The following is a 16,820-nucleotide window of genomic DNA, read 5'->3' on the forward strand; positions in this document are numbered from 1 at the left end:
CACTAGCAGGGGCCAACGATCCGGTCGACGCGCAGGACGGGCTTGTCGCTGATGAGCCGCGCGTCGATCGCCAGGCAACTACGGTCTGCCCACGCCTCGGCAGCGGCAGCCAACCGCTACTCGGCAGCAACCGTGATCGCGGCGTCACCCCGCACCGCCGGGTGCGCCGGCCGCTCCAGCCCCAGATTGTCTCGCAGCGTGGCTCCGGCATAATCGGTGCGGAACAGGCCGCGGCGTTGCAGGATCGGCACCACTTCGCTGGCGAACACCTCCAGCCCACGCGGCAGCGTCGGCGGCATGATGTTGAAGCCGTCTGCCGCGCCCTCCTTGAACCAGCGCTCGACCGTGTCGGCGATCTGCTCGGGCGTGCCGACGGTGGTGAAGTGGCCGCGGGCGGTCGCAACCTCGCGGTAGAGCTCGCGCAGCGTCGGACGGCGGCGCTCGACGAAGTCGGAGACGAGCTTCAACCGGCTCTTGTTGAGGTTGGTGTCGGTGGGCAGCGGCGGAGCGATGTCGTCGAGCGAATAACCCGACAGATCGACGCCGGCATAATGACGGCGCAGGATGCTCCAGGCGACCTCCGGCGTCACGAGTGCCTGGAGCGCTTCGTACCGCGCCCGCGCCTCCGCCTCTGTCCCGCCGATCACCGGGAAGATGCCCGGCATCACGAGCAATTGGTCGGGCCTGCGGCCATAGCGGGGAAGTCGCGCCTTCACGTCGGCGTAGAAGGCCTGTGCATCCTCAATGTTGAGGTTCGCGGTGAAGATCACTTCGGCAGTGCGTGCCGCGAGTTCGCGGCCGGGTTCGGAGGCACCGGCCTGGACGATGACGGGATATCCTTGCGGCGGCCGGCCGATGTTGAGCGGCCCCCGCACGCTGAAATGCTGACCGACATGGCCGAGCACGTGAAATTTGGACGTGTCGAGATAGGTCGCGTTCGCGCGGTCGCGTACGAACGCGTCGTCCTCGTAACTGTCCCACAGGCCGCGGACGACGTCGATGAACTCCTCGGCGCGGGCATAGCGGGTCGCATGGGCGGGATGCGCCTGGAACCCGAAATTGGCGGAGACGTCGGCGCCCGTCGTCACCACGTTCCATCCCGCACGTCCACCCGACACCCAGTCGAGCGACGCGAACTTGCGCGCCGTCGTGTACGGGTCCTCGTACGTGGTGGTGGAGGTCGCGACGAAGCCGAGGTGCGACGTAACCTGTGCAAGCGCCGCCCACAGCGTCACCGGTTCGAAATGCGCGGCCTTCGCGTTCTGACGAAAGGCGCTTTCGTCGGTGAAGTCGGCATAGCCGCCCGGACTGTCGGCGACGAACATCAGGTCGAACTTGGCCGCCTCGGCAATACGGGCGAGATGCTTGTAATGGTCGAGGTCGTGGCCAGCATTCGCCTCCGTATTGGGGTCGAGCCACGCCGAGACATGATGGCCGGTCGCCTGGACGAAGGCGCCGAGATGAAGCTGTCGGGTCATGCGGTGATCCTTTCCCCGACGCCGAGCCGGGCAAGCAGATGATCGGAAAGCGCGGCCGCCGCCGTGCGGCGATGGTCGGGATCGTCGGGCAAGGCGATCGCCAGATCCTCGGCGATGCGCCCGTCCTCGAGCACCAGCACCCGGTCGGCGAGGGCGATCGCCTCTCCGACGTCATGCGTCACCATCAGCGTGGCGGGTCGGTGGGTCGCCGAAAGGCGGCGGAGCAGATCGTGCATCCGCAGCCGGGTGAGCGCATCGAGCGCGCCGAACGGCTCGTCGGCCAGCAGCAGCACCGGGCGGCGGACAAGCGACCGGGCAAGCGCCACGCGCTGCTGTTCGCCGCCCGACAATTCGTGCGGCCAGGCGCGCTCGCGTCCGACCAGGCCGACCTCCTCCAACGCCGCCCGGCCGCGGTGCGCGGCATCGGTGCCGTCGAGGCCGAGCACGACATTGTCGATTACGCGCTTCCACGGCAGCAGCCGCGCATCCTGAAAGGCGACGGCGATCCGGTCGGGCGCCTCGATCGTCCCCTCGCCTTCGGCTTCGTGGTCGAGGCCGGCGACCGCGCGCAGCAGCGTCGACTTGCCCGACCCACTCGCCCCGATCAGCGCGACGAACTCGCCGTGCCGGATGTCGAGATCGATGCCGTTGAGCACGCCCTTCTGCGTGAAGCGGCGCGTCAGGCCGCGGATGCGGACCGCGACGCTCATTGCGCGAGCGTCCGGCGCCAGCCGAGCGCGCGGCCCTGGATCAGGCGGACGACGGCGTCCGAGGCGAAGCCGAGCAGCGCATAGATGACGAGGCCGACGAGCATCACGTCGGTCTGCGCATAGTTGCGCGCCAGCGTGACCATGTAGCCGATGCCGCTGGTCGCGTTCAGCTGTTCGACGACGACCAGCGCCAGCCAGGCGGCGGTGACGCCGAACCGCAGGCCGAGCAGCAGGCCGGGCAGCGCACCGGGGAGGACGACATGACGGATGAAGCTCGTCCGCGAGAGGCCAAGCGTCTCGGCGAGCTCGACATGGCGAAGGTCGATCGCGCGCAGGGCGTTGTGGGTGTGGATGTAGATCGGGACGAAGACGGTGACGGCGATGGTCGTGACCTTCATCGCCTCCCCCACCCCGAACCACAGCACGAGGAAGGGAATGAGCGCGAGGACGGGAACGCCGCGCTTCAATTGCACCAGCCCATCGACGACATAGCCGCCGAGCAGGCTGAGCCCGGAAACCAGCGCCAGCGCGATGCCGACGAGGACGCCCAGCGTCAGCCCCTGCGCCGCGCGCCAGGCCGAGATCGCGAGGTCGGCCTGAAGCCGTCCGCTCTCGACCAGCCCGGCGGCAGTGCGCGCCGCCACCCAGGGCGCGGGCAGCACGCGGTCGTCAATCCAGCCGCCGGCGCTCAGCACGGACCAGTAAAGAAGGAACAGCGCCGGGCCGAGCAGCCAGCCCCAGCGGTGCGGCCTGCCGATGCTGAGGCGCCGCGGCGCGACCGTCGCCGGAGCGATCGGCGCCGGCGGCGCCGTGCGCTCTGGCAGCAGGCGGACGGCGACGCCTGGCGAAAAGGCGAGTGCGGTGGCCGAGGCGGCGGACAGCTTGAGGCTCATGGCTGGCTTCCCTCATGGGCAAGGGGTTCGAAACGACGATCGAAGAGCGTGGCGGCGTCGAAGCGCTCCCGCCCGAATTGCGGCGCGAGCAGGTCGATGGCGGCCTGCTGATAGGCGGCGGCCTCTCGCCATTCGGCGGGCACCACCGGCGTACCGGCGGCGGCCACCACCATCCGCGCGTCGGCGGGCGACAGGCCCTGGTCCCCCTCGTAATAGCCGCGCGCGAGTTCGGCGGGGTGCGCGGCCGCCCAGGCCTGCGCCCTTCCCCACCAGCGAACATAGTGGCGAAGCGCGGCTGCCTTGGCCGGATCCTCGAGCACATGGACGGGCACGAAGGCGGTGATGAGGTCGTCGCGGAACGGCGGATGACGAAGCACGCGCGCGCCGGCGTCGCCGAACTTGCGCAGATACCGTTCGGCGACGATCCCGCCGCCGATGGGCGCAGCATCGACGATCCCGCTGGAAAGCGCCGAGGTGTAGACGTCGCCGCCGACCGAGGACGGCAGCTCGACCAGCGTCACGTCCTTGGTCGTCAGCCCCAGCGATCGCAGCGTCTGGATGACGATCTGGCCCTGCACCTGGCTGGGCGAGAAGGCGATGCGCTTGCCCTTGAGATCGCTGAGCGCGGTGACGCCCGCCTTGGGGCTCGTCGCCCAGACGAAGGCGGGGGTGGCGACGGGATCGGCGCGGCCGCGCACCGCGACGATGCGGACCGGCAGGCCCACCCAATGGGCGTGAAGCGGCGGCACGTTCGCGCCCATGCCGACGTCCAGCGCGCGGGCATGGAACGCCTCGGTCACGTCGGGGCCGCCGGTGATACGCGCCCACTTGATGGCAAAGGGAAGCTCGGCCTCCCAGCCATTGTGGCTGAAGATCCATTCGGTCACGGGATCGCCGACGATCAGCGTCGTCCCCGGGGGCACGGCATCGGGCAGCGGAGCGAGGAGAGACAGCCCCGCCGCCCGCGCCGTATCGCGCCCGGCGGGCGCGAAGGCGATGAGCAGCGCGATCGACAGGATCACGAACAGCGCCAGGCCGATCGTACCTTTGGGCAGGCCCGGTCGGATCGCGCGCGCCATCGCCGCTCAGCCGAGAACGTTGAACAAGTCGCCCTCGATCGGGCACGAGACGAAGCCGTCGGGCCCGGTCGGCAACTCGCCCGCGACGGTGATGCGGCGAACGGCGCGCGGCAGGTCGAAGGCGGCATAGTCGATCGGCCCGGCATGGGCGACCGCCTGATTGTCCCAGACGATCAGCGATTGCGGGCGCCAGTGAAAGCGGACCTGATATTCTGGACGCGTCGCCTCGAAGTAGAGAAGGTCGAGCAGCGCGTTGCTTTCCCGCTCCTTCAGCCCGACGATGTGGCTGATCGTGCCGGGGTTGAGGAACAGGATCTTCTCGCCCGTCTCCGGGTGGATGCGGACCAGCGGATGGAGCGAGACGAACGGCCCCTTCGACCGGCCGTCGCGCCGCGGCTTGTCGCTGCCGCCGTCATAGCCGGTGGTCCGATGCACCGCCTGCAAGCCGTCGATCAGCGCGCGGATCTGCGGTGACAGCCCCTGATAGGCGGCGGCGAGATTGGTGAAGAGCGTATCGCCGCCATAAGGCGGGATCTCGACGCCATAGAGGATCGAATAGCGGTTGGGATTGGCGACGAAGGTGATGTCGATATGCCATCCCTTGTAGTCGCGCGGTGGCTCGCGGCCGGGCGGGGTCGCTTCCTGTCTGGTGCGGCGCTGGCGATATTCCTCGACCGATCGCTCCCAGATCTCGGGATGGTCGTCGAGGCCCTCGGCAATCGGATGCGCGGGCGTGAGCGGGCCGAAGGCGCGACCGAACGACTTGAGCTGATCGTTGTCGATATGCTGGTCGCGGAAGAAGACGACGCGCCAGTCGTGCAGCGCCTTCTGGATGTCGGCGGCGGTCGCCGCGTCGATCGGCTGCGACAGATCGATGCCGGAAATTTCGGCGCCGATCGTCGGCGTCACCGGATCGACGGTGATCCGGTCATAGGTGAAGCGGTCGGCGGTACGCGCGACATCGGCAAAGGCGGTGGACATGCGGTTGCTCCCTTTCTGGATCAGGCGGCGACGGGTTCGCGCGGGACGAGCCGCAGCTGTTCGGCGGGGTATCGCTCGCCGACGGTCGAGCCGGGGGCGAAGGCCGCCTCGAGCTCCGCGATCGTCGCGGCGTCGAGGTGGAGGTCGTTCGCGGTCCAGTTGCTTTCGAGATGCGCGACGTGGCGCGTGCCGGGGATCGGCACCACGCCTTCCTTGGACAGGACCCAGGCGAGCGCGACCTGCGCCGGCGTGGCGTCGAGGCGAGCGGCGACACCCTCGATCACGCGGCGGCGCTCCGCATTCGCAGCGACCGCGTCGGGCTGGAAGCGCGGATGGACGCTGCGGCGATCGTCGGCTTCGGGCGCACTGACGCCGGCAAGGAAGCCGCGGCCGAGCGGGCTATAGGCGACGAAGCCGATGCCGAGTTCGCGGACGGTCGGCAGGATCTCGGCCTCGATCCCGCGCGTCCAGAGCGAGTATTCGCTCTGGAGCGCGGTCAGCGGATGGGTCGCATGCGCCCTGCGGAGCTGGCCGGCATCGGCCTCCGAAATGCCGACCCCGCCGATCTTGCCCGCTTCGACCAGACGACCGAGCGCGCCGATGGACTCCTCGACCGGGATGTCGGGATCGACACGGTGGAGGTAATAGAGATCGATGCGCTCGAACCCCAGTCGCTTGAGGCTGGCGTCGACCGCCTCGGCCGGGTCGATGCGGCGCCCCTCGGGACCATCGGGGCGATGGACGAACTTGCTGGCGATCGTGATCTCGTCGCGGCGCCAGCCGAGCGCCCGGCCGATCAGCTCTTCGTTATGCCCGGCGCCGTAACCGGTCGCAGTGTCGAAGAAGGTGATGCCAAGCTCGATTGCGCGGTGCAGCGTCGCGACCGACTGCGCTTCGTCCGCGCGGCCATAGCTGTGCGACAGCCCCATCGCGCCATAGCCCTGACGGCTCACCTCCAATTGCCCGACTTGTGCCATCTGCGATCCTTTCCAGCGGTTTCGCCAAGGCTCGCGCCCCGCCGCCGTTTTCGGAACCCAGTTTACCTTGTGCAGCGGATAGAATCTATATTTCTCCGGTGGGAATATGAGGATTGGCTGAGCTTTGGCGGCTTACTCTGGGGCGCCGAACTGGGCGGAAAACAGCGAAAATCGGATTTTAAACCCGAGCAAATGTCAGCCGCCTGAAAGCCGCTTTCGACCATAGCATCCTTATCGAACGCATATTGACTCAGTCGGAATTGCCGCAATGCTGGCAAGCGAGTGCGGCGAACGGCCGCATGGCGGCGCGATCAACGCGCACCAGATCACCGATAAACCGGGGGACAATTTCGATGAAGCTGCTTGCTGCCGCCTTGCTGCTGTCCGCTGCGCCGACAGCGCTGTTCGCCGCGGACGATCCGCCTGCGCGCCCTGCCGATCCGCCGCTCGCGGCAAGCGAGGACGATCCCACGCAGTCGGGCGAGATCCTCGTCACCGCGCGTCGCCAGACCGAGCGAGCCCAGGACGTCCCGATCGCATTGACAGTTGCCTCCGGCGACTCGCTGGAGCGGACCGGCGGCTTCTCGCTTCCCGACATCCAGGCCCGCGTGCCGAGCCTGACTGCGTTCAACTCGAACCCGCGCAACAGCTCGATCGGCATTCGCGGGATCGGCGTCTCGACTGCATCGGACGGGCTCGACAGCTCGACGGGGGTCTATGTCGATGGCGTCTATCTCGGCCGGCCGGGCATGGCGCTGGCCGACCTGATCGATGTCGAGCGGGTGGAGGTGCTTCGCGGACCGCAGGGAACGCTGTTCGGCCGCAACAGCTCGGCCGGCGTGCTCAACATCACCACCCGCAAGCCCGAGTTCGAGTTCGGCGCAATCATCGAGGGATCGGTCGGCGACTATAGCTACAACCAGCAGCGGATCAGCGTCACCGGTCCGATCGTTCGCGACCTGCTCGCGATACGCGCGACGGCGTGGAACACGCACCGCGACGGCGTGCTCGAAAACATCAAGACCGGCATCGCCGCCAACAGCATCGGGCGCAGCGGCGCGCGCCTGCAGTTGCTGGCGACGCCGTCGCCCGACCTGACGATCCGCCTGATCGGCGACTATTCGGTCCAGGACGACACCTGCTGCGTCGGCGTGACCCGCCTGGTCCTGCCGGCGACGCTGAGCGCGACGACGCGGCGGACGCTTCAGTCGCTGGCGGCGCTCGGCTACGTGCCTGAGGCGACGAACGATTTCACGCAGAACAATGCGGCTCAGAACATGCTGACCGATCAGAAATCGGCCTCGCTACAGGTCGATGCCGATGTCGGCTTCGGCGACCTCACGTCGATCACCGCCTGGCGCTACTGGCACTTCGCACCGCTTCAGGACAGCGACGGCACCCCGCTCGACATCATCCAGGTCAATGTCGCGCAGACGCGGACGAACCAGTATTCGCAGGAGCTGCGCCTCGCCTCCAAGCCGGGACGCTTCAACTGGCAGGTCGGGGCGTTCTTCTATCGCCTCGATCTTGTCGATCACTTTATCCTGAACCAGTTCGGGTTCGATGCCAGCGCCTTCTACACGACCTATCTGCGTACCGCGAACCCCAACGCCGCGGCGGTCAGCATCGCGCCGGGGTCCCAATATATCGACGACGTCGACACCTCGACGACCAGCGTCGCCGCCTTCGGCCAGGCCAATTGGGACATCACCCCGACGCTGACGCTGACCGGCGGCATCCGCTATACCCGCGACAAGCGCTGGGGCACCTCGGTCACCTCGACGCGCGGCACGCCCTATGCCGCGACGTCGATCCCCTTCGCCTATGACGTCGAGGTCGCGGACGACAACGTCTCCTACCTCCTGTCGGCGGCGTGGAAGGTCGCGCCCGATATTCTCGCCTACGGCTCCTATTCGACCGGCTACAAGGGATCGGGCCTGAACCTCAATTCGGCGGTGTCGGCGGGCACGCCGCTGGTCCTCGCCCCCGAAAAGGTCCGCAACTGGGAGGCAGGGCTGAAGACGCAGTGGTTCGACCGGCGACTGACCTTCAACCTCAGCGGCTTCTGGACCGAGCTCGAGGGGCTTCAGGCCAATGTCGTGCCGACCAACGGCAACCGCTCCTACCTCGCCAATGTCGGCGACGTGCGGTCGCGCGGGGTCGAGGTCGATGCGACGCTCGACCTTGGCCAGGGGCTGAGCATCATCGCCAACGGATCGTACAACGACGCTCGCTACACCGACTATCGCAACGCACCCTGCCCGGTCGGCGTGACCGGCGTCTGCGACCTGACGGGGCAGCGGCTTTTCCAGGCGCCCGAATGGGTGGGCAACGCCATTGTCGACCAGCGCTTCGACCTCGGCAACGGGACGGTGCCCTATGTCATCGGCCAGGTGAGCTATCGATCGGAGGTGTTCGGCGTCGTCGATGCGGGACCCTACACGGTCATTCCAGGCTATGCGCTCGTCAATCTGCGCGCGGGGGCGACGTTCGGAAAGGGACGCTACGACGTGTCGGCGTGGATCAACAATTTGACCGGCAAGGTCTATTTTCAGAACCTGTCGACGACCTCGATCATCGGCGCGGCGCCCTTTGCCTATGCCGGCCAGCTTGGCGCGCCGCGGACGATCGGCGCGACGCTGCGGCTGCGGCTGTGACGCCAAGCAAATCTATGTCGATCGCACCGGCCGCGCGCCTACACTAGCCGGCATGGAAAGCGGCATGACGGCGACGAGCACCCGCGGGTGGCGCGAATTGTGGCGCAAGGAGGATTGGTGGGCCGTCTGGATCGGCCTCGGCATCGTCGCCGCCGCCTGCGTCGCCTTTGCCGGCGGCACGAGCCTGCGCTGGCTGGCGGTGCTGCCGGCGCGATGGTCGTCTTCAGCGGCGCTGGCGAGCGATCTTGGCGGCAACGCAATTCGCTATCTCGCGCTGTTCGCCTTCTGGGCGGCGGTGTTCGCGGTGGCGTTGCGCGCGGTGGGCCAGCGGGTCGGCGCTTTCCTGCCCGCCTTTGCGATCCTGTTCATCGCCGCGACCACGATCTTCGTCCTTGGCCAGTGGGAAGGCGCGACGGCGTTCAACCTCGAGCCGCCGCTGTTGGCGCTGCTGATCGGGCTGGTCATCGCCAACACCGTTCGCCTGCCCGGCTGGTTCGACGCGGCGCTGCGCGGTGAGCTCTATGTGAAGACGGGCATCGTCCTGCTCGGCGCGACGCTGCCACTGTCGCTGATCGCGCTCGCGGGACCGATCGCGCTGGTACAGGCGTCGATCGTGTCGCTGGTGACCTTCGGCGCGATCTACTTTGCGGCGGTGCGGCTCGGCCTGGACCGGCGGTTCGCCGCGACGCTGGGCGTCGGCGGTGCGGTATGCGGCGTGTCGGCCGCGATCGCCGTCGCGGGCGCGGTCAACGCCAAGCGCGAGCATGTCGCGATCACGATCACGCTGGTCATCCTGTGGGCGATCGTGATGATCTTCGCGCTGCCCGCGGTCGCCTGGGCGTTGCAGCTCCCGACCGGGGTCGCCGGCGCCTGGATCGGCACGTCCGAGTTCGCGGATGCCGCCGGCATCGCCGCCGCGCAGGCCTATGGCGGCCTCGCCGAACGATTGGGCACCGTTCCTGGCACGACCGAGCAGGCGCTCCAGGCCTTCACCCTCGTCAAGGTCGTCGGCCGCGACATGTGGATCGGCATCTGGGCCGTCGCCCTCGCGATCGTCGCGACGACCCGGTGGGAGGCGGCGCCCGGCGGCGCACGGCCCGACCCGCGCGAGATCTGGGTCCGGTTTCCGAAGTTCGTGTTCGGCTTCCTCATCGCGTCGGCGATCGTCTCGATCTTCACCGCGCGGCTCTCGCTCGCCGACTATAATCGACTGGTCGCTCCCGACCTGATCGGACCGATCAAGGACCTGCGAACCTGGGCCTTCATCTTCTGCTTTCTCAGCATTGGGCTGACGACGCGGCTGCGCGATCTGGCGCGCGCCGGACTGCGGCCGTTCGGTGCGTTCACGATCGGTGTGGCGATCAACCTTGCGCTCGGCTTCGTCCTGTCGGTCTGGGTGCTGGGAAGCCATTGGGCAACACTGGGGCAATGATGACCCGCTGCGCCGAGTGTCGTTGGTTCGAGGGGCGTGCCGAGCGCCTCGAAAAGGCGATCGGTGGGCTCGGCGTGCTGTCTTCGGCCACCGCCTCTGTTCGCGGCGACGATGGCCTTTGCGGCCTGCACGATGTCCTGGTCGCCAGCATCGGCCGATGCGAGCGCCTTCTTCATCGCGCCGCGGCGGCTCGCGCCGTGATCTGATTGACGCGCAGGCTCGACGCTACCGGCTGAGCACGTCCTGCCATTCCGGATGCCGCTCGATCTGCGCCTTGGCGAAGGGACAGAGCGGCAGGATCGAAACGCCCTCGGCACGGGCGTCCTCGACGGCCTGTTGCACCAGGCGTTCGCCGATCCGGCGACCCCGCAGCGCCGACGGCACGTCCGTGTGATCGATGATGATCAGGTCGGTTCCAGCTCGGCTGTATGTCATCTCGGCCTCGATCCCGTCGACGATCAGGCGGTATCGACCCTTCGAATGACTATCTTCCCGCTCAATCACCCCGCGCGGAGCGGGCGCCGTCTCCACGACCGCCGCATCGGGTGTTCGCACGATTTTCGGGCGGCCATGGCTGCAATCGAGCAGGTCACGATCCCACGATCCGCGGTCCGCAGCCGCCGCGTATGTCGAGGTGAGAAACGCCATGAGCGCAGCATCCGGGTCGTCCGACGTCCGTACCGCATCATAGGGCAGCACGAATTCGGAAAGCGTCTCATGCCAGAACGCCTCGCGCGGTTCGACTTCCGAGCCCCGGAACCCCTCGGGCGCCGGATAGGCGTAGGCGTAGAATGCGGGATAATCGATGCCGTTGCCCCCGGGCCAGAAGCCCGCGGACGACACCTCACGATCGTACGCCTCCCTGGCAACATCGTCCGGCAGCGATGGGATACCACCCGCATGCAGCGGCGCCCGGCGACCCGAAAACCGCGTGACCGCCAGATCGAGCGCGCCCCAGAACAGGTGCACCGGACTGGACTTGCCCAGGAACGACGTCCGAAAGGCTTTGAACACCCGATCGATGGACTTCAAAGCCTGATGACATCGCTCGACGGCCTCGCGGTCATACGGACGGTCCCGATGATCCTCCTCGAACGGAACGGGCATCGGCACCTCGTTCGGCGTGCCGTTGAAACTCGGGTCGCCGCCCAGCGACCGCACCAGTCCGACGAACGCCGAATGGAACTGTGCGACCGTCATCGGCCCGAGCGCGAACGCCTCCGACCGACCCTCACCGTTCGTGCCGACCACGCGATGCGAATGAAGATCGAAGGTGATCTCGATGTCGTCGCCATCGGGAATGGACGACGTGCTCAGTCCAAGCGGCGTGACGTAGAAGGTGGCGTTCCACGAATGGTTGAGCCACGGGCTATGGGCCAGCCGATACTTGCCGACGATCTGCAGGTAGAGGTGCAGCGCGGAGCAGGTCTCGCGCCAACCGCCATAGTCGAGCTCCGGCCACCGATCGGTCATTGGCATCTCCCTTCGCGTCGCATCCACAGCGAGCGGCCGTCAACCGACGGCACGATCCAGCCTAACCTAACCAGGCGCGATCACGGAAGACCGGATCCGGGTCGCGAGTGGCGGAACGACGCGGAGAGCGTCGATGTCGGAAGCAAAGCGCCGTTCGACCGTTCTACCATCCACCCTGGGCAACATTTGAACGACAAAGGTCGCAAAGCTGATGAGCAAGACGATTGCCGATCTTCTCAACGACACGCTGATCGAGGCTGGCGTGAAGCGCATCTGGGGCGTGACGGGCGACAGCCTGAACGCCTTCAACGACAGCATGCGTCGGTCGAGCAAGATAGCCTGGATGCACGTCCGCAACGAGGAGGCGGGTGCCTTTGCAGCCGGCGCGGAGGCGGCCGCGACCGGCGGCCTCGCGGTCTGCGCCGGCAGTTGCGGCCCCGGCAATCTGCACCTCATCAACGGCCTCTACGACTGTCACCGGAACCGCGTGCCGGTCTTGGCGATTGCCGCGCACATCCCGTCCAGCGAGATCGGGCTCAATTACTTCCAGGAGACGCGCCCGACCGAGCTGTTTCGCGAGTGCAGCCACTTCTGCGAGATGGTGCAGGACGCGCGGCAGATGCCCGAAATCCTGCACCGCGCCATTCGCACGGCCATCGGCAAACAGGGTGTCGCCGTGCTCGTCATCCCCGGCGACGTCGCCCTGCAAAAGGCGCCTGAGACCCGCGCGGTGCCCTTCCCCGCGCTCGCCGCACCTCGACTGCTGCCCGACGACACGACCCTGCGGCAGGCCGCCGACCTGCTCGATGAGTCGCACGCGGTCACGTTGCTATGCGGCGCAGGCACCGCCGGCGCACATGACGAAGTGGTGGCGCTTGCTGCCGCCCTGAAGGCGCCGATCGTCCACGCCTATCGCGGCAAGGAATGGATTGAGTACGACAATCCTTATGATGTCGGCATGACCGGCCTGATCGGCTTCTCGTCGGGCTATCACGCGATGATGGACTGCGACACGCTGCTGATGCTGGGCACGGACTTTCCGTACCGGAACTTCTATCCGGAAAAGGCGAAGGTCATCCAGGTCGATCGCGATCCCGGCGCGCTCGGCCGGCGCGTCCCACTCGACCTGGGCGTGGTGTCGGACGTGAAGGCGTTCGCGGAGCGGCTCGCGCCGCTTGTCCGTCCGGAGCGCGACGAGCGGTTTCTCGACAAGGCCCGCGCGCATTATCGGGAGGCCCGCAAGGGTCTCGACGACCTCGCAACCCCGCGCGATGGCGAGAAGCCGCTTCATCCGCAATATGTCGCGGCAACGATCGATCGCATCGCGGCCGATGACGCAGTGTTCACCGCCGACGTCGGCACGCCAGCCGTGTGGGCCGCCCGCTATCTCAGGATGAATGGTCGGCGGCGCCTGATCGGCTCCTTCAATCACGGCTCCATGGCAAACGCGCTTCCGCAGGCACTCGGCGTCCAGGGCGCCTTTCCCCAACGACAAGTCGTGTCGTTGTCCGGTGACGGGGGGCTGGCGATGCTGATGGGGGACATGCTGACCGCCGTGCAGATGGCGCTGCCAATCAAGATCGTCGTCTTCAACAACTCGACGCTCGGTTTCGTCGAACTCGAGCAGAAGGCCGCCGGCTATGTCGACGCCAACGTCGCGCTCACAAACCCGGACTTCGCCGCGATCGCACGCGAGATGGGCTATTTCGGCGTCCGGGTAACGCGCTCCGACGCGTTGGAGGGAGCGTTGCGAGAGGCCCTGGCGCATGACGGGCCAGCTTTGGTCGACGTCGTGACCGAGCGTTTCGAGCTCGTCATGCCGCCGAAGATCGAGGCCGAACAGGCCAAGGGCTTCAGCCTCTACGCCGCCCGCGCGGTGCTAAGCGGCCGCGGCGACGAAGTGATCCAGCTCGCACGTGCCAACCTGTTCAGGTGAAGGCTGCGCGCTGGGATTGAAGCTGCTGGACCACGTGATTTTGTCCGCGGATGGGGTGTCGAGTTTTCGGGCGTTGGGGTTGTTGTGACGCGGACACGAAAACGCCCCCGCGGCGTGGAGCCGTGGGGGCTTTTGGTGTTTGGTTGCGGGGACAGGATTTGAACCTGTGACCTTCAGGTTATGAGCCTGACGAGCTACCGGGCTGCTCCACCCCGCGCCAAAGCGGCTGACGGATTTGTGGGGATCGGAGCCGAAGGCTCCGCAAGGCCGACTGGCCGTCGCGCCTTATTGGCGCGGTAGCCAAGGTCGCGGATGCGACCGCCGGCGCTTGAGGCCACAAAATGTGAATGGGTATACGAACTTTCACCGTCTTCAATGCCTGGCGACGACCTACTCTTCCAGCGCTTGAGCGTTAGTACCATCGGCGCAGTCCGGTTTCACGGCCGAGTTCGGGATGGGATCGGGTGGGTCACAGACGCTATAGCCACCAAGCAATGGAGGCGGTGAGGTTCGGTTTTTCAAATCTTTGTGCAAGGCCTTGATCGTCATCCACGCCGAGTGCTGGGGTTACCAGCGCTGTTGTTGGCGGTGTGAACTCTCGAAGCGCGAAAAGAGCAATTAGGACTGGTTAGCTCCACCTGTTACCAGGCTTCCACATCCAGCCTATCAAGGTCGTGGTCTACGACCGCTCGATGAAATCTTATCTTGAGGGAGGCTTCCCGCTTAGATGCTTTCAGCGGTTATCCCGTCCATACATAGCTACCCTGCTGCGCCGTTGGCACGACGACAGGTACACCAGAGGTATGTTCAACCCGGTCCTCTCGTACTAGGGTCAACTCCTCTCAAATTTCGACGCCCACGGCAGATAGGGACCAAACTGTCTCGCGACGTTCTGAACCCAGCTCACGTACCACTTTAATTGGCGAACAGCCAAACCCTTGGGACCTGCTCCAGCCCCAGGATGTGATGAGCCGACATCGAGGTGCCAAACGATTCCGTCGATATGAGCTCTTGGGAATCATCAGCCTGTTATCCCCGGCGTACCTTTTATCCGTTGAGCGATGGCCCTTCCACGAGGGACCACCGGATCACTATGACCGACTTTCGTCTCTGCTCGACTTGTCAGTCTCGCAGTCAGGCTGGCTTATGCCATTGCACTCTAACGATCGGTTTCCAACCGATCTGAGCCAACCTTCGCACGCCTCCGTTACGCTTTAGGAGGCGACCGCCCCAGTCAAACTACCCGCCACAGAGGGTCCCCGAACCGGATAACGGTTCTGGGTTAGACATCAGAAAACAACAGGGTGGTATTTCACCTATGGCTCCACACCGGCTGGCGCCAGTGCTTCAAAGCCTCCCACCTATGCTACACAGTTCTTTCCTAATGCCACTCTGAAGCTGCAGTAAAGGTGCACGGGGTCTTTCCGTCTAACCGCGGGTACTCCGCATCTTCACGGAGAATTCAATTTCGCTGAGCATGTCCTGGAGACAGTGGGGAAGTCGTTACGCCATTCGTGCAGGTCGGAACTTACCCGACAAGGAATTTCGCTACCTTAGGACCGTTATAGTTACGGCCGCCGTTTACCTGGGCTTCATTTCGGAGCTTGCACCCCTCCACTTAACCTTCAGGCACCGGGCAGGCGTCAGGCCCTATACGTCGTCTTGAAGCCGACTTAGCAGAGCCCTGTGTTTTTGCTAAACAGTCGCTACCCCCTGGCCTGTGCCCCCTCAATCTGCTTGCGCAAAATGAGGGCCTCCTTCTTCCGAAGGTACGGAGGCAATTTGCCGAGTTCCTTCAGGACACTTCTCTCAAGCGCCTTGGTATACTCTACCAGACCACCTGTGTCGGTTTCGGGTACGGTCTATACGGTGGGGCTATTTCCTGGGACAGCTTCGAGGCACGATCAATCCGATAAGATCGTACAACACACGCCATCCGTCACACACCACCAGGCCCACGAATATTAACGTGGTTCCCATCGACTACCCCCTTCGGGCTCGTCTTAGGGGCCGGCTCACCCTGCTCAGATTAGCTTTAAGCAGGAACCCTTGGTCTTTCGGCGAGAGGGCATCTCACCCTCTTTATCGCTACTCATGTCTGCATTCGCACTTCCGATACCTCCACGGCCCATTACCAGACCGCTTCACAGGCGTACGGAACGCTCCGCTACCGCTCGACTTACGTCGAACCCAAAGCTTCGGTGCACGTCTTGAGCCCCGTTACATTTTCGCCGCAGGATCTCTTGTTTAGACCAGTGAGCTGTTACGCTTTCTTTAAAGGATGGCTGCTTCTAAGCCAACCTCCTGGTTGTTTTGGAAATCCCACATGCTTTCCCACTTAGACGTGACTTGGGGACCTTAGCTGTTGGTCAGGGCTGTTTCCCTTTTGACGACGGACCTTAGCACCCGCCGTCTGTCTCCCGAGTAGTACTCATGCGTATTCGGAGTTTGGTTAGGTTTGGTACAGCTCGCGCCGCCCTAGCCCATCCAGTGCTCTACCCCACATGGTATTCACTCGAGGCTCTACCTCAATAGATTTCGCGGAGAACCAGCTATTTCCCGGCTTGATTGGCCTTTCACCCCTAAACACAACTCATCCGATAATTTTTCAACATTAATCGGTTCGGTCCTCCAGTGGGTGTTACCCCACCTTCAACCTGGTCATGCCTAGATCGCCGGGTTTCGGGTCTAATGCATCGAACTCAATCGCCCTATTCAGACTCGCTTTCGCTTCGCCTACACCTAACGGCTTAAGCTTGCTCGATACACTAAGTCACAGACCCATTATGCAAGAGGTACGCGGTCACATCTCAAGGATGCTCCCACTGCTTGTAGGCAACCGGTTTCAGGTACTGTTTCACTCCCCTCATCGGGGTGCTTTTCACCTTTCCCTCACGGTACTAGTTCGCTATCGGTCATGTACGAGTATTTAGGCTTCGAGGGTGGTCCCCCGATGTTCAGACAGGGTTTCACGTGCCCCGCCCTACTCAAGTCTCATCACATCAGTTTCGCATACGGGACTGTCACCCACTATGGTCCGACTTTCCAATCGGTTCTGCTACTTGAATGATGAGCACTGGCCTGGTCCGCGTTCGCTCGCCACTACTAACGGAATCTCGGTTGATGTCTTTTCCTCCGGGTACTGAGATGTTTCAGTTCTCCGGGTTCGCTTCACCAAAGCTATGTATTCACCTCGGTGATGAC

11 protein-coding genes, 1 tRNA gene and 2 rRNA genes (1 of these 14 running past the window's edge) are annotated in these 16,820 nt (G+C 65.1%); 4 read left to right on the forward strand and 10 right to left on the reverse strand.

Going from position 1 to position 16,820, the window contains the following annotated elements; translation table 11 throughout:
- Nucleotides 1-116: 116 nt before the first annotated feature.
- From RS883_RS11040 to RS883_RS11065, 6 genes are read right to left on the reverse strand one after another with little or no spacing between them, the layout of a single operon-like run.
- On the reverse strand, nucleotides 117-1,478 hold the full coding sequence (locus tag RS883_RS11040) for an LLM class flavin-dependent oxidoreductase (RefSeq protein ID WP_315760252.1): 1,362 nt from the start codon (nucleotides 1,476-1,478) through the stop codon (nucleotides 117-119).
- Nucleotides 1,475-2,188: an ABC transporter ATP-binding protein gene (locus RS883_RS11045; RefSeq protein WP_315760253.1), complete on the reverse strand. Its 714-nt coding sequence runs from the start codon at nucleotides 2,186-2,188 to the stop codon at nucleotides 1,475-1,477. The genes RS883_RS11040 and RS883_RS11045 overlap by 4 nt, the downstream gene beginning before the upstream one ends.
- On the reverse strand, nucleotides 2,185-3,081 hold the full coding sequence (locus RS883_RS11050; RefSeq protein ID WP_315760254.1) for an ABC transporter permease: 897 nt from the start codon (nucleotides 3,079-3,081) through the stop codon (nucleotides 2,185-2,187). The genes RS883_RS11045 and RS883_RS11050 overlap by 4 nt, the downstream gene beginning before the upstream one ends.
- Nucleotides 3,078-4,160, reverse strand: a complete 1,083-nt coding sequence (locus RS883_RS11055; RefSeq protein ID WP_315760255.1) for an ABC transporter substrate-binding protein — start codon at nucleotides 4,158-4,160, stop codon at nucleotides 3,078-3,080. The genes RS883_RS11050 and RS883_RS11055 overlap by 4 nt, the downstream gene beginning before the upstream one ends.
- A gap of 6 nt (nucleotides 4,161-4,166) precedes the next feature.
- Nucleotides 4,167-5,141 (reverse strand): TauD/TfdA dioxygenase family protein, encoded by a 975-nt coding sequence (locus tag RS883_RS11060; protein WP_315760256.1) that lies wholly within the window; start codon nucleotides 5,139-5,141, stop codon nucleotides 4,167-4,169.
- 20 nt (nucleotides 5,142-5,161) lie between these two features.
- The gene (locus RS883_RS11065; RefSeq protein WP_315760257.1) at nucleotides 5,162-6,118 is read right to left on the reverse strand and encodes an aldo/keto reductase; all 957 of its coding nucleotides are present in this window, start codon (nucleotides 6,116-6,118) and stop codon (nucleotides 5,162-5,164) included.
- A 353-nt stretch (nucleotides 6,119-6,471) separates the two neighbouring features.
- Here RS883_RS11065 and RS883_RS11070 point away from each other — a divergent pair, with 353 nt between their 5' ends.
- From RS883_RS11070 to RS883_RS11080, 3 genes are all read left to right on the forward strand, one after another.
- Nucleotides 6,472-8,775 (forward strand): TonB-dependent receptor, encoded by a 2,304-nt coding sequence (locus tag RS883_RS11070; protein ID WP_315760258.1) that lies wholly within the window; start codon nucleotides 6,472-6,474, stop codon nucleotides 8,773-8,775.
- A gap of 64 nt (nucleotides 8,776-8,839) precedes the next feature.
- A complete protein-coding gene (locus RS883_RS11075; RefSeq protein WP_315760259.1) occupies nucleotides 8,840-10,207 on the forward strand; it encodes a YeiH family protein in 1,368 nt (455 codons plus the stop codon).
- Entirely contained in the window at nucleotides 10,207-10,413 is a 207-nt protein-coding gene (locus RS883_RS11080; RefSeq protein WP_315760260.1) for a hypothetical protein, read from the forward strand. The genes RS883_RS11075 and RS883_RS11080 overlap by 1 nt, the downstream gene beginning before the upstream one ends.
- 19 nt (nucleotides 10,414-10,432) lie before the next feature.
- Here the strand turns inward: RS883_RS11080 and RS883_RS11085 are convergent, their stop codons facing one another.
- Entirely contained in the window at nucleotides 10,433-11,680 is a 1,248-nt protein-coding gene (locus RS883_RS11085) for a DUF5996 family protein (protein WP_315760261.1), read from the reverse strand.
- Nucleotides 11,681-11,891: 211 nt separating this feature from the next.
- Here RS883_RS11085 and poxB point away from each other — a divergent pair, with 211 nt between their 5' ends.
- Nucleotides 11,892-13,616, forward strand: a complete 1,725-nt coding sequence (gene poxB, locus RS883_RS11090; protein ID WP_315760262.1) for a ubiquinone-dependent pyruvate dehydrogenase — start codon at nucleotides 11,892-11,894, stop codon at nucleotides 13,614-13,616.
- 140 nt (nucleotides 13,617-13,756) lie between these two features.
- Here the strand turns inward: poxB and RS883_RS11095 are convergent.
- From RS883_RS11095 to RS883_RS11105, 3 genes are all read right to left on the reverse strand, one after another.
- Nucleotides 13,757-13,833, reverse strand: a tRNA-Met gene (locus RS883_RS11095).
- A 160-nt stretch (nucleotides 13,834-13,993) separates the two neighbouring features.
- Nucleotides 13,994-14,108 (reverse strand): 5S ribosomal RNA (gene rrf, locus RS883_RS11100).
- Nucleotides 14,109-14,215: 107 nt separating this feature from the next.
- Nucleotides 14,216-16,820: ribosomal RNA gene (locus RS883_RS11105) — 23S ribosomal RNA — on the reverse strand (it continues 182 nt past the right edge of the window).

It is taken from the genome of Sphingomonas sp. Y38-1Y (assembly GCF_032391395.1).
Taxonomy (GTDB): domain Bacteria; phylum Pseudomonadota; class Alphaproteobacteria; order Sphingomonadales; family Sphingomonadaceae; genus Sphingomonas.